Consider the following 12955-nt stretch of genomic DNA (forward strand, 5'->3'; position numbering starts at 1 on the left):
GCGGAAGAGTGAACACCGACCGGGTCATCGGGGCCGGACACCGTGCTACGTTCGGCCGGTGTCCCAATCTGTCGTACTGGATCCGGTGGATCTCCACCTGCTGCGGCTGTTGCAGAACGACGCCCGGATGACGTATCGCGACCTCGCCGCGCAGGTGGGCGTGGCGCCGTCGACGTGTCTGGACCGGGTGACCCGGCTGCGCCGCTCGGGCGTGATCCTCGGGCATCGGCTCGAACTCGATCCGGCGAAACTGGGGCGCGGCCTGGAGGCGCTGCTGTCCGTGCAGGTCAGGCCGCACCGGCGGGAGTTGGTGGGACCGTTCGTGGAACGGATCCGGGCGCTGCCGGAGTCACGGACCGTCTTCCATCTGACCGGGCCGGACGACTATCTCGTCCATGTCGCGGTCGCGGACATGACGGATCTGCAACGGCTGGTCCTGGACGAGTTCACGGCGCGGCGTGAGGTGGCCCGCGTGGAGACCCGGCTGATCTTCCAGCAGTGGGACTGCGGGCCCTTGCTGCCGCCCGCCACGCTCTCGGCGAAATCGGGCTGACGCCGTACATGACCTGGTAAACCAGGCTGACGCGGCCCCGGTCGGCGTACGAGGATGGTCCGCATGTCAGAGACCAAGAGCCCGCTGCCCCGCGAGGTCGCCGACGCCTACGTCGACGAGCTCGTCGCCCTCGACCCGGTCACCGGTACGTACCTCGGTGTGAAGGAGAGTTCCAGCCGTCTGCCCGACCTCTCGCCCGCGGGCCAGGAGGCGCTGGCGGAGCTGGCGCGGGCCACGCTCGCGCGGCTCGACGAGGCCGAGGCCCGGCCGGGCGCGGACAGTGACATCGAGCGCCGGTGCGCCCGCCTGCTGCGCGAGCGGCTCACCGCGGAGCTGGCCGTGCACGAGGCGGACGAGGGCCTGCGCTCGGTCGGCAACATGGGCACGGCCGCGCACTCCGTGCGTGAGGTGTTCACGGTGACGCCGACGCAGACGGACGAGGACTGGGCACAGATCGCCGAGCGGCTGCGTGCGGTGCCGGCCGCGCTGGCGGGCTACCGCGAGTCCCTCGCTCTGGGCCTGGAGCGCAAGCTGTACGCGGGGCCGCGCCCGACGGCCACCTTCCTCGACCAGCTCACCGAGTGGGTGGACACGGGTGAGGGGCGCGGCTGGTTCGAGGACTTCGCGGCGGCCGGACCTCAGGTGCTGCGCGCGGAGCTGGACGAGGCCGCCCGGGCCGCGACCGCGGCCGTGGTGGAGCTGCGTGACTGGATGCGGGACGTGTACGCGCCGACGATCGAGGGCGCGCCGAACACGGTGGGCCGGGAGCGCTACGCCCGCTGGTCGCGCTACTACAACGGCACGGACCTCGACCTGGACGAGGCGTACGCGTACGGCTGGTCGGAGTTCCACCGTCTCCTCTCCGAGATGAAGGAGGAGGCCGAGAAGATCCTGCCCGGCGCCGAGACGCCGTGGGTGGCGCTGGCGCACCTCGACGAGCACGGCAAGCACATCGAGGGCGTCGACGAGGTCCGCGAGTGGCTGCAGGGGCTGATGGACCGCGCGATCGAGGCGCTCGACGGCACCCACTTCGAACTCGCCGGGCGGGTACGGAAGGTGGAGTCCCGCATCGCGCCGCCCGGCAGCGCGGCGGCACCGTACTACACGCCCCCGTCGGAGGACTTCTCCCGCCCCGGCCGCACCTGGCTGCCGACGATGGGCCTGACCCGCTTCCCGGTCTACGACCTGGTCTCGACCTGGTACCACGAGGGCGTCCCGGGCCACCATCTGCAGCTGGCGCAGTGGGTGCACGTGGCCGAGAACCTCTCCCGTTACCAGGCCTCCGTCGGCATGGTCAGTGCCAACGCCGAGGGCTGGGCGCTGTACGCGGAGCGTCTGATGGACGAGCTCGGCTTCCTCACGGACGCGGAGCAGCGGCTCGGTTACCTCGACGCGCAGATGATGCGGGCCGCCCGTGTCATCGTCGACATCGGCATGCATCTGGAGCTGGAGATTCCGGCGGACTCCCCCTTCCACCCGGGGGAGCGCTGGACGCCGAAGCTGGCCCAGGAGTTCTTCGGCGCGCACAGCAGCCGCCCGGCGGACTTCGTGGAGAGCGAGCTGACCCGCTACCTGACCATCCCCGGTCAGGCGATCGGCTACAAGCTCGGTGAGCGGGCCTGGCTGCTGGGCCGGGAGAACGCGCGCAAGCGGCACGGGGACGCCTTCGACCTCAAGGCCTGGCACATGGCGGCCCTCTCCCAGGGTTCCCTCGGTCTGGACGACCTGGTGGACGAGTTGTCGGCGCTGTAGCGGGCGTCAGGGGGCGGCCACCGCCGGCAGCGGAGGGCCGCCCCATGCCCCCTAGCGGTGCGCGAGCCGTCTCAGCTGTACCAGGCCCACCCAGGTCTCCGGCCCGGGCTGCACCTGGGCCGCGCGGACGGCGTACCGGCCGGGCTCCAGGACGACCCGGACGTGCTCGGCGCTCGTGGAGTCGTCGCCGGGCCAGGCCGCGTCGAACAGGAGCACCGCGCCGGGTACGTCCCAGGAGATCTCGGGCTCCCACTCGGCCGCATGCAGCGCCACCGGGACGCTCGCCAGCAGTTCGTCCTCGGAGTTCCCGGCGCACCACCGTACGAAGGTGCCGTGGTCGGGGAGGAAGGCGGTCGAGGCGGGCTCGTCCCCGAGCACCAGGGCCGTGGAGTCGCCGACCGGGAGGAGTCCTACGGACCCGTCGACCTCGCAGGCCCGGTCGTAGTCCGAGGCCGTCTCCTCGCCGTCGGCCCCGGTCCAGAACGGCAGCACCGCCTCCGGTACCGCTATGAGCGGTCCGCCGCCCGACTCCACCCACTCCGCCACGCCCGGCTCCGCGTATCGCACCATGCGCCGAACCTATACGCAGGGAATCCGCACGGGTCCCTGTCCTCCAACCCTCCCCGTACTCTCACTCAACTCCCACGACGTGAAACGCGGTGTCGCAGCCGCGGTCCGCCGCCTCCACGAGCGTCGTCCAGCGTCGCCGCCCCGCCGCACGCTGGGCCGGTGAGACGCCTCAGCCGGCGCCCCGCTGCCGCAGCACCGACCCGGAGCGTCCCTTCACCACCTCCAGCTGTGCGTGGATCCGCCGCCGCAGATCGGCGACGTGGCTGACGATGCCGACGCTGCGGTCCCGCTCGCGCAGGGAGTCGAGCACGTCGAGGACCTCGTCGAGGGTCTGGTCGTCGAGACTGCCGAAGCCCTCGTCGATGAAGAGGGTGTCCAGACGGACCCCGCCGGCCTCGTCCGTGACGACGTCCGCGAGGCCCAGGGCGAGCGCGAGCGAGGCGAAGAACGTCTCGCCGCCCGACAGCGTCGCCGTGTCGCGCTCCCGTCCGGTCCAGGCGTCCACGACATGCAGGCCGAGGCCGCTGCGGCCACGTCCGGTGCGGTCGTCGGAGTGGACGAGGGTGTAGCGGCCGGAGGACATGCGCTGCAGCCGTACGGTCGCGGCGGCGGCGACCTGTTCCAGACGGGCCGCCAGCACGTAGGACTCCAGGCGCATCCTGCGCTCGTTGTCGGCCGAGGTACCGGCGGCGAGGCCGGCCAGACGGGCCACCCGGTCGTACTCCTCCCGCAGGGGCGCCAGCCCTCGTACGGAGGCGGCCGCTCGCGCGGAGAGCCGGTCGAGTTCGGCGCAGCGCCGGTCGGCCGCGTCCCGCGCGGAGGCGGCCTCGCGGAGCCGCTGGGCGGCGGCAGCGGCGGCGCCCTCGGCCGACGCGAGGTCGGCGGGCGGCTGCTGGGCGGCGGCAGCGGTGTCGGGCTCGGCCAGGACGGCGCGGACGGCCGCCTCCTCGGACTGCCAGGCGTCCAGGCGCCGTTGCAGCTCCCGGTGGGCCGTGCCGTCGAGGAGGGCTGCGGCCGCGGCCTGCGGGGTGTCGAAACCGGCCCGGAAGGCGGCGTCGGCGAGGCGGGCGTCGGCCTCCTTGAGGCGCTGGGCGGCGTCCTCGGCGGCGCGGACCGCGTCGGCGGCCTCGGTCAGCAGCGCGGCCTCCCGCTCCAGCTGTGCGGCCCGCGCGGCCACGCTGCCGGCGGCGCCTCGGGCCTGCGTCAACTCCGCCTCCAGCGCGGCCCGTTCCCGGTCCAGCCGCTCGCGGTGGCCCACTCGGGAGGCTGCCCGGACCGCGGCCTGTTGCTGCGCGGCGAGCCGCTGGTCGCGTTCGCGCTCGGCCCGGCGCAGCTCCTCGTGGGCGGCATGCAGCCCGGAGGCCTCGGCGCGCGCCTGCGCGTACCGTCGCTCCAGTTCCTCGGCCTCGTCGGCCAGTCGGTCGGTGGGCGTGTCCCCCGCCTCGGCGGTGGCGGCGGCGAGCGCCTCCCGTACGACGCCGAGGCGCCGCTCGTCCTCGGCGCGCTGTTCCTCAGCGCGCTGGTAGACGGCCAGGGCGCGTTCCTCCGCCTCGCGGTCGACATGACCCGCGACCTTGCGTGCGGGGGCGGGGTGTTCGGTCGCTCCGCAGACGGCGCACGGCTCGCCGTCGGTGAGCTGCGCGGCCAGTTCGGCGGCGATGCCGTTGAGGCGCTGTTCCTTGAGGTCGAGCCAGTGGGCCTTGGCCCGCACCGCGCGTTCGCCCGAGTCGAGGGCCCGCTTCTGGGCCTCGTCGGTGTCCCCTGACAGCTGGTCCCGCAGCCGGGCGGCCCCCAGCCGCTTCTGCGCGGGCTCGCGCTGCACGGCCAGCTGTTCGGCGCGGGTGGCGGCCTCCTGGGCGGACTCGATCCGGGCCTGGAGGCCCGCTCGGGTCGCCTCCCACCCGGCGAGCCAGGCCTCCGCCTCCTGCAGGGCGTCCTCGTCGGCCCGCTCCTGGCGGTCCAGGCCGTCGCGCTCCGCGACCAGTTCGGCCAGCCGCTGTTCCGCGCGGCGGGCGGACTCCAGGCCGCCCAGCTCCTCGGCGGCCCGGCGTGCGCCGGCGGCGAGCCCGGCCGCCCCGGCGTCCGCGTAGGTGTCCGGCAGCAGGGCACGCGTGCGTGCCTCGGCGGCGGCCGCCCTGCGGTGTTCGGCGTCGGCGGACTCCCGCAGGTCCAGGGCGGGCGCCACCGCCTCGGCCTTGCGGGCCCGCTCCATACGGGCCTGCGCCTCCCGGTGGGCGCCGGCCCGCTCCTCCAGCCGCGCGGCCCGCTCCCGCGCCTCGGCGAGCCTGCGCTGCAGCCGGTTCAGTTCGCGTACGTCGGCCAGCTCCCGTTCGGCGGCGGCCTGGGCGGACTCGGCGGCAGCCAGGCGGCAGTGGGCGACGGTCAGCTGCTCGCGAGCCGTGCTGCGGGCGACGGCGGCGGCGCTCAGGACGGCCTCCGCCAGCCCCGGATCTCCCGGCGCCAGCTCCGGCAGCTCCATGGCGTCGCCCGCGGCCTGCTGCATGCGGTGCGCGTCGGCGAGCAACGCCGCGTCGCCGTCCCGTACCTGCGTCTCGGTGGCCTTGCGCCGCTCGGCGAGGCGTTTTTCCACCTCGGCGAAGCGGCGGGTGTCGAACAGGCGGCCCAGCAGTCTGCCGCGTGCCTCGGCGTCGGCGCGCAGGAAGCGGGCGAAGTCGCCCTGGGGCAGCAGGACGACCTGGCAGAACTGCTCGCGGCTCATGCCGAGCAGCTGGGTGATCTCCTCGCCGATCTCCTGGTGCGAACGGCTGAGGTCCTTCCACGCCCCGGCCGCCGCGTCGTACTCGCGCAGCCCGCTCTGGGCCTTGTCGACGGTCATGCCCTTGCCGCGCAGTTTCGGGCGCTCCCAGGGCGGCTGCCGGGTGACTTCCAGGCGTCGCCCGGCCACGGTGAGTTGGAGGCGCACCTCGGTGCGGGTGCCCACGGCGGCGTGGTCGCTGCGCAGGCCGATCCCCTGGCCGCTCTGGCGGGCCCCGGGCACCGAGCCGTACAGCGCGTAGCAGACAGCGTCCAGGACGGAGGTCTTGCCTGCGCCCGTCGGGCCGTGCAGCAGGAAGAGCCCGGCCGCCGACAGCTCGTCGAAGTCGACCGTCTGGGATCCCCCGAAGGGCCCGAAGGCGGTGATGTCCAGCCGGTGCAGCCTCACCGCGCCACCTCCCGCACGGCGTCGTCCGCGCGGACCGCGTCGAACGCGTCCCGCAGCACGGCCTGTTCCCGCTCATCGGGCCCGGCGCCCCGCACATGGGCGACGAAGTCCTCCGCGATCTGCTGGTCGCTCCGGCCCGCGAGGCGGCGGGCGTAGGACACTTCCGGGTCGTCGGGAGCCCGCTCGGGATCGAAGACGAGGCTGAGGGTGTGCGGGAAGCGCTCGGTGAGCCGGGCCATGGGCTCGGCGGGGCGGACCGGGTCGGTGAGCGTGGCCTCGACCCACGCCTCCTCGTGCCGGGCGAACGAGGGGTCGGCGAGGAGTTCCTCCAGGCTTCCCCGGAGCCGGGCCAGCGGACGCGGCACGGGGCAGTCGACGCGCTCGGCGGTGACCGAGCCGTCGGCGCCCAGGTCGACGAGCCACATGGTCTTGCGATGCTCGGCCTCGGAGAAGGAGTACGGCAGCGGGGAGCCGGAGTAGCGGACGCGCTCGGTGATGGTCTGGCAGCCGTGCAGATGTCCGAGCGCCACGTAGTCGACGCCGTCGAAGACCCCGGCGGGCACGGCGGCCACCCCACCGACCGTGATGTCCCGTTCGCTGTCGCTGGGTTCGCCGCCGGTGACGAAGGCGTGCGCGAGGACCACGGAACGCGTGCCCCCCGCGCGCGTGGCGAGGTCGGCGCGGACCCGGTCCATGGCGGCGGCGAGCACGGTCTCATGGCCCGCCTTCTCGACGCCGAACTCTCCCTTCACCAGGGCCGGTTCGAGATAGGGCAGGCCGTAGAAGGCCACCTCCCCGAACTCGTCCTCCAGCACCACCGGCGTGCCGCACGCCGAGGGCTCGGTGCGCAGATGGATGCCGGCGCGTCCGATCAGCCCGGCACCCACGCCGAGGCGGCGGGCCGAGTCGTGGTTCCCGGAGATCATCAGCGTCGGCACGCCGAGGTCGGCGAGGCGGTGCAGGGCGTCGTCGAACAACTCGACCGCGGCGAGCGGGGGGACCGCCCGGTCGTACACGTCTCCCGACACGACCACCGCGTCGACCTCGCGCTCACGCACGGTCGTCACGAGGTGGCCGATGAACTCGGCCTGGGCGCCGAGCATGTTCACCCGGTGGAAGGCCCGGCCGAGATGCCAGTCGGAAGTGTGCAGCAGCCTCATGATCCCCGAGACTAACGGCCGGGTCTGACATCACGGGTGGTAACTCCCGTATCGCCACGTCATGACGGCCCCCGCGCATGTCCGTTGCGCGCCGCTTGCCCAGAACGTCACGTGTCCTGTCCGGACGTCACGCGTCGCCGTAGGCCTCTCCCCCGAGTTCGAACCCGGCCGTCCCGGCCGTCACGTCGGCCAGCCACGCCCGGAAGGCGTCCACGTCGGCATCCGGCAGCCCGATCTCGATGGTGACCGCCTCCCCGTACCGCACGTCCCGCACGTCCCGCCCGGTCGCGCGCAGGTCGTTCTGCACCTTGCCCGCGCGCTGGTGGTCGACGGTCACCGTGGCCAGCCGGAAGCGCCGCCGCGTGCGGGTGCCGAGCGCGTCCAGGGCCTCGCCGACCGCTCCGCCGTACGCGCGGATGAGGCCCCCCGCGCCGAGCTTGACGCCGCCGTAGTAGCGGGTGACGACGGCGACGACGTACCGCATGTCACGGCGCAGCAGCATCTGGAGCATGGGGACGCCGGCGGTGCCGCCCGGCTCACCGTCGTCGCTGGCCTTCTGCACCGAGGCGTCCGCGCCGATGACGTACGCCCAGCAGTTGTGGGTGGCGTCCGCGTGCTCCTTGCGGACCGTGGCGATGAAGTCCTGGGCCTCCTGCTCGGTGGCCGCCGGGGCGAGGGCGCACAGAAAGCGCGAGCGGTTGACCTCGGTTTCGTGCACGCCCGCGCGGGCGACCGTGCGGTACTCGTCCTGCATCCGGCCAGCCTATGCGCTCACCCCTTCTCACCCCGCGGCACCGTCACCGCCGTCAGCAGTGCCGTGCCGGGGGCGAGGGCCCGCCAGGAGGCGCCGTACCAGGAGAGGACGGCGATCGCCGAGGTGGGGAACTTCACGCGGACCCGGTCCAGTGTGTCGTCCAGCCCGTCCCCGGCCAGTTCCAGCACCAGTTCCTCCAGGCCGGGATTGTGCCCGATGAGCAGCAGTGTCCCGATCTCGGCGGAGACCTCGTGCACCGCGGCCAGCAGGTCGGGGACGCCGGCGGCGTACAGCCGTGGGTCGTGACGCACCGGCGGCGGCGTGCCCCACTGGGCCGAGGCCAGTTCCCAGGTCTCCCGCGCGCGTACGGCGGTGGAGCACAGCGCGAGGTCCGGCAGGCAGTCGGCCTCGGTCAGGGCACGCCCGGCGGCCCGGGCGTCGCGGCGGCCGCGCGGGGCGAGTGGGCGCTGGTGGTCGGCGACGCCGTCGGGCCATGCGGACTTGGCATGTCGCAGAACCACCAGGCGGTGCAGCGGGTCCGCTTCCGCGCCGGCGGTCATGCGGCCCCTCCCGGGCCGCGGGTCCGCTCCCCGGTCACGCCGGCGCTCCCAGGTCGCGGGTCAGCTCCAGGCCGAGGAGCCGGTCGGCGTAGGCGTACGTCTCGAAGCGGGCACCGTCCGGCAGGCCGGGCTCGGTCTCCACGCGGCGCAGGACACGGAGCACTCCGGGAGCGTCCAGATCGTCCTCCCAGGCGGTACGGAGCTGTCCGCGCACCTCGTCGGGGACCGGCCGCGAAGGCTGTCGCGCCCAGACGGCGACGGCGTGCCGCCAGCGGACGAGGGTTCGGTGGGCCTCGCCGAGCTCCTCCGTGTCGAGCCGCAGGGGTTCGTCCCGGTGCCGGGCGAGCAGGGCCAGGCGCAGGGCGGAGGGGTCGGTGCCGGTCGCGGTGTGCGGCTCGTGGACGGGCGCGACGGCGACCCGGACACCCTCGGACGGTGCCGTACGGCCCTCGCCCACCACATGCACCACCTGGGCCTCGCCGAGCCCGGCGCTGACGTCCCGGCTGTCCTCGAACGGCCGGATGCCCAGGGAGGCGGCGCCCGCCCGCAGCTCCGCCTGCTGCCGCTCGCCGGTCATCAGCGCCCAGACCGGTGTGCCGCCGAGCTCCAGGGCTCGGACGAGCAGGTCGGCGACGAGGAGCACGCGCAGGTTCGTGATGTCGAAGCCCGACGCGTGCGCCTGGACACGGGTCAGGCCCCGGCGGGCGGGGGCGGCGACGACGGGTTCTCCGGTTCGGGTGTCGATGATGCGCAGCACGGGGCCGAGCGTAGGCGGCCGAACCGTTGTGCGCAGGTATGCGGTGCGTTTTCCGGGCACGGCGCCCCGCCTTCGACGGCCCGAGCGCGGGCGCCCGGGAATCATCGGGCGGTGTGCGCCGTTGTCCGGACGAGACAGCGTTCGGGGAGTTCAGGGAGGCCGTCGGTGTACGGAGACGAGGCAACCGTCCGTAAGATCCTCACCGAGCTCGGCGACACCTGGGCCGTGGTGGGCCTGTCGTCGAACCGGCAGCGTGCGGCGTACGGCGTCGCGGAGGTGCTGCAGCGCTTCGGCAAGCGTGTCGTGCCGGTGCATCCGAAGGCGGAGACGGTACACGGGGAGCGGGGGTACGCGTCCCTGGCGGAGATCCCGTTCGACGTGGACGTGGTCGACGTGTTCGTCAACAGCGACCTGGCCGGGCCGATCGCCGACGAGGCGGTCGCGAAGGGGGCCAAGGCGGTGTGGTTCCAGCTCGGCGTCATCGACGAGGCCGCCTACGACCGGACCCGGGCGGCGGGCCTGGACATGGTCATGGACCGCTGCCCCGCGATCGAGATACCGCGGCTGCGATAGGGCCTGCCCGGCGGATGGGGCCGACTGCCAGGAACGGCATCCGTCCGCGCCCAAGGTTTTCACTGCGCCCGGAATTCCTGAAACACCGTCCAGGAAACACCCGCAGACAAGTCAAAACTGCGCCGGTGCTCTTCGGCGGGACGGCGTCCGATTCCTAATCTGAGGCCTCTTGTACGTGGCACGTGCGGATACGCATCTGTGCTTTTGTGAGAGGCCCCTGAATTTATGGTGAGCGTCGGCCAAGCAATTCCGGAGACAAAGGGGATCCCTGGTGGCCTGCGGCGGGATGTCGGGCTGGTCGGGCTGATGTGGGCGTCGGTCGGATCCATCATCGGCTCCGGCTGGCTGTACGGCGCGAAGAACGCCGTCGTGATGGCCGGCCCCGCTGCGGTCATATCGTGGGTGATCGGCGCCGTGGCGATCGTCCTGCTGGCACTGGTGCACGCCGAACTCGGCGGTATGTTCCCGATCGCGGGCGGCACGGCTCGTTATCCGCACTACGCTTTCGGCGGCCTGGCCGGCATGTCCTTCGGCTGGTTCTCCTGGCTCCAGGCGGCGACCGTGGCGCCCATCGAGGTCGAGGCCATGATCGGCTACGCCGGGCACTGGCGCTGGGCGCAGGGTTTCCAGCACGCCAAGGACGGGACGCTGACGACCAGTGGGTTCGTCGTCGCCGTCGTACTGATGGCCGTCTTCGTCGTGGTCAACTTCCTCGGCGTGCGGGTGCTCGCACACACCAACAGCGCCGCCACCTGGTGGAAGGTCGCCGTGCCGCTGGCCGCGATCTTCGTCATCGCGGTGATCAACTTCCACCCGCACAACTTCACCGTCCACGGCTTCGCCCCGTTCGGCGCCAAGGGCGTGCTGAGCGCGATCAGTTCCAGCGGCATCATCTTCGCCCTGCTGGGCTTCGAGCAGGCGATCCAGTTGGCGGGCGAGAGCCGCGATCCGAAGCGGGACCTGCCGCGGGCGACCCTCGGCTCGGTCGCCATCGGTGCGGCCATCTACGTCCTGCTGCAGATCGTGTTCATCGCCGCGCTGCCGCTGAGCACTTTCGCGCACGGCTGGGCGAAGCTGGACTACGCGGGCATCAGCGGACCCTGGGCCGGGCTCGCCACCCTGGTCGGCCTGGGCTGGCTCAGCGTGGTGCTGTATCTGGACGCCGTGGTCTCCCCCGGCGGCACCGGCCTGATCTACACCACCGCCACCTCCCGCGTCTCGTACGGCCTGGCCAGGAACGGCTACGCGCCGAAGATCTTCGCGCGCACCGACGCCCGTGGCGTGCCGTGGTTCGGCCTGGTCATCTCGTTCGTCACCGGCGTGATCTGTTTCCTGCCGTTCCCGAGCTGGCAGCAACTGGTCAGCTTCATCACCTCGGCGAGCGTCCTGATGTACGCGGGCGCGCCCCTGGCGTACGGCGTCTTCGCCGACCGGCTGCCCCACCACGAACGTCCCTACCGGCTGCCCGGCGGAAAGGTGCTCTCCCCGCTGTCGTTCGTGGTGGCCAACCTCATCATCTACTGGTCCACGTGGGACACCCTCTGGCGGCTCGGAGTGGCGATCGTGCTCGGGTACCTGCTGCTGGGCGGCTACGCCTGGTACGCCACCAGCACGGGCCGGCCGGACGCGCCGCGCCTGGACTGGAAGGCCGCCCGGTGGCTGCCCGTGTACCTGCTGGGCATGGGGGTCATCTCCTGGCAGGGCGGCTTCGGCGGCCGGGGGCACATCGGCCTGTGGTGGGACATCGTGGTCGTCGCCGCCTTCTCACTCGGCATCTACTACTGGGCGAAGACCTCCGCGTCCCGCCCGGAGGAGATCCAGCGGAGCATCCGCGAGATCGAGGTCACCGAAGTCCCCGCGCACTGAGACGCACCGCATAATGAGCCGGTGACCGACACCACTGCCCACCCCAACTGCCCGTCCCAGCAACGCTTTCCGGTCGTCATCGTCGGAGCCGGCCCCGCAGGACTCACCATCGGCAACATCCTGCGCGCGGCCGGCGTCGACTGCCTGGTGCTGGAGACCGAGACCCGGGAGTTCATCGAGCAGCGGCCGCGGGCGGGTGTGATCGAGGAGGGCGCCGTCCGTGGGCTCGAACGGCGGGGCCTGGCAGGGAACCTGCTGGAGCGCGCGGAGGTGCACACCGAGTGCGAGTTCCGCTTCGCCGGAGAACGGTACCGGTTCCGCTACGCCGAGCTGACGGGGCGTCACCACTTCGTCTATCCGCAGCCCCTGCTGGTGACGGACCTGGTGCGGGAGTACGCGGACGTGCGGGGCGGGGAGATACGGTTCGGCGTCCAGGACGTCCAGCTGCACGGCATGGACTCCGACCGGCCCTCGGTGTCGTACCTCTGCTCCGAGACGGGTGAACGGCAGTTCGTCGACTGCGACTTCATCGCGGGCTGTGACGGGGCGCGCGGGGTGACGCGGGCGGCGCTGCCGCCGGAGCGCGCCCGCATCGCGCGGTTCGACTACGGCATCGGCTGGCTGGCGCTCCTCGCCGAGGCGCCGCCGTCCTCCGACTGCGTGCTGTTCGGCATGCATCCGCGCGGGTTCGCCGGGCACATGCCCCGCAGCCCCGAGGTCACCCGCTACTACCTGCAGTGCCCGCCCGGCGACGACCCGGAGAACTGGTCTCAGGACAGGGTCTGGACCGAGTTGCAGGAGCGGCTCGGGGCCGTGGACGCCGCGCCGCTCACCGAGGGGCGGCTGATCGAGAAGCGTGTCCTGGACATGCACAACTACGTCGTCGAGCCCATGGCGTTCGGCCGGCTCTTCCTCGCCGGAGACGCCGCGCACCTCACCGCGCCCATCGCGGCCAAGGGCATGAACCTCGCCCTGCACGACGCCTTCCTGCTGGGCGATGCGTTCGTCGCGTACCTGACGAAGGGGGAGGACAGCGGGCTGACCGGCTATTCGGAGGCCTGTCTGGCACGGGTGTGGGACTACCAGGAGTTCTCGCAGTGGCTGTCCGAGGTGTACCACGGCACGGCCTCGGGCGACCCGTACCGCGCGGGCACCACCCTCGCCCGCCTGCGCCGCCTCTTCGCCTCTCCCGCCGCGGGGGCCGCGTTCGCGGAGCAGTATCTCGGCGCGGGCGGCGCGGACTGAGA

Annotated in this window: 11 protein-coding genes; 5 read left to right on the forward strand and 6 right to left on the reverse strand. The window is 72.9% G+C overall.

The window, feature by feature from the left end:
• The first annotated feature begins 58 nt into the window (after nt 1-58).
• Both NW895_RS35685 and NW895_RS35690 read left to right on the forward strand, forming a co-directional pair.
• Complete coding sequence (locus tag NW895_RS35685; protein WP_289941020.1) at nt 59-553, forward strand: Lrp/AsnC family transcriptional regulator; 495 nt, start codon at nt 59-61, stop codon at nt 551-553.
• A 63-nt stretch (nt 554-616) separates the two neighbouring features.
• Nucleotides 617-2305 carry a DUF885 domain-containing protein gene (locus NW895_RS35690; protein ID WP_289941021.1) on the forward strand — a complete coding sequence of 563 codons (1689 nt, stop codon included), beginning with the start codon at nt 617-619 and terminating at the stop codon, nt 2303-2305.
• 51 nt (nt 2306-2356) lie between these two features.
• Here NW895_RS35690 and NW895_RS35695 read toward each other — a convergent pair whose 3' ends face one another.
• From NW895_RS35695 to NW895_RS35720, 6 genes are all read right to left on the reverse strand, one after another.
• Complete coding sequence (locus NW895_RS35695; RefSeq protein ID WP_289941022.1) at nt 2357-2875, reverse strand: immunity 21 family protein; 519 nt, start codon at nt 2873-2875, stop codon at nt 2357-2359.
• A 169-nt stretch (nt 2876-3044) separates the two neighbouring features.
• Complete coding sequence (locus NW895_RS35700; protein WP_289941023.1) at nt 3045-6038, reverse strand: SMC family ATPase; 2994 nt, start codon at nt 6036-6038, stop codon at nt 3045-3047.
• Nucleotides 6035-7198 carry an exonuclease SbcCD subunit D gene (locus NW895_RS35705; RefSeq protein WP_289941024.1) on the reverse strand — a complete coding sequence of 388 codons (1164 nt, stop codon included), beginning with the start codon at nt 7196-7198 and terminating at the stop codon, nt 6035-6037. The genes NW895_RS35700 and NW895_RS35705 overlap by 4 nt, the downstream gene beginning before the upstream one ends.
• 127 nt (nt 7199-7325) lie before the next feature.
• Nucleotides 7326-7952 carry a YigZ family protein gene (locus NW895_RS35710; protein ID WP_289941025.1) on the reverse strand — a complete coding sequence of 209 codons (627 nt, stop codon included), beginning with the start codon at nt 7950-7952 and terminating at the stop codon, nt 7326-7328.
• Nucleotides 7953-7969: 17 nt separating this feature from the next.
• On the reverse strand, nt 7970-8512 hold the full coding sequence (locus NW895_RS35715) for a histidine phosphatase family protein (RefSeq protein WP_289941026.1): 543 nt from the start codon (nt 8510-8512) through the stop codon (nt 7970-7972).
• Nucleotides 8513-8546: 34 nt separating this feature from the next.
• Nucleotides 8547-9269 carry a hypothetical protein gene (locus tag NW895_RS35720; RefSeq protein WP_289941027.1) on the reverse strand — a complete coding sequence of 241 codons (723 nt, stop codon included), beginning with the start codon at nt 9267-9269 and terminating at the stop codon, nt 8547-8549.
• Between the two features lie 165 nt (nt 9270-9434).
• Between NW895_RS35720 and NW895_RS35725 the strand changes: the two genes are divergently transcribed.
• The 3 genes from NW895_RS35725 (at nt 9435) to NW895_RS35735 (ending at nt 12953) form a co-directional block, all read left to right on the forward strand.
• A complete protein-coding gene (locus NW895_RS35725; RefSeq protein ID WP_289941028.1) occupies nt 9435-9842 on the forward strand; it encodes a CoA-binding protein in 408 nt (135 codons plus the stop codon).
• A gap of 225 nt (nt 9843-10067) precedes the next feature.
• Nucleotides 10068-11708, forward strand: a complete 1641-nt coding sequence (locus NW895_RS35730) for an APC family permease (protein ID WP_289941029.1) — start codon at nt 10068-10070, stop codon at nt 11706-11708.
• Nucleotides 11709-11729: 21 nt separating this feature from the next.
• Nucleotides 11730-12953, forward strand: a complete 1224-nt coding sequence (locus tag NW895_RS35735) for a 4-hydroxybenzoate 3-monooxygenase (RefSeq protein ID WP_289941031.1) — start codon at nt 11730-11732, stop codon at nt 12951-12953.
• Nucleotides 12954-12955: the final 2 nt, after the last annotated feature.

The organism is Streptomyces sp. S.PNR 29 (genome assembly GCF_030386795.1).
Taxonomy (GTDB): domain Bacteria; phylum Actinomycetota; class Actinomycetes; order Streptomycetales; family Streptomycetaceae; genus Streptomyces.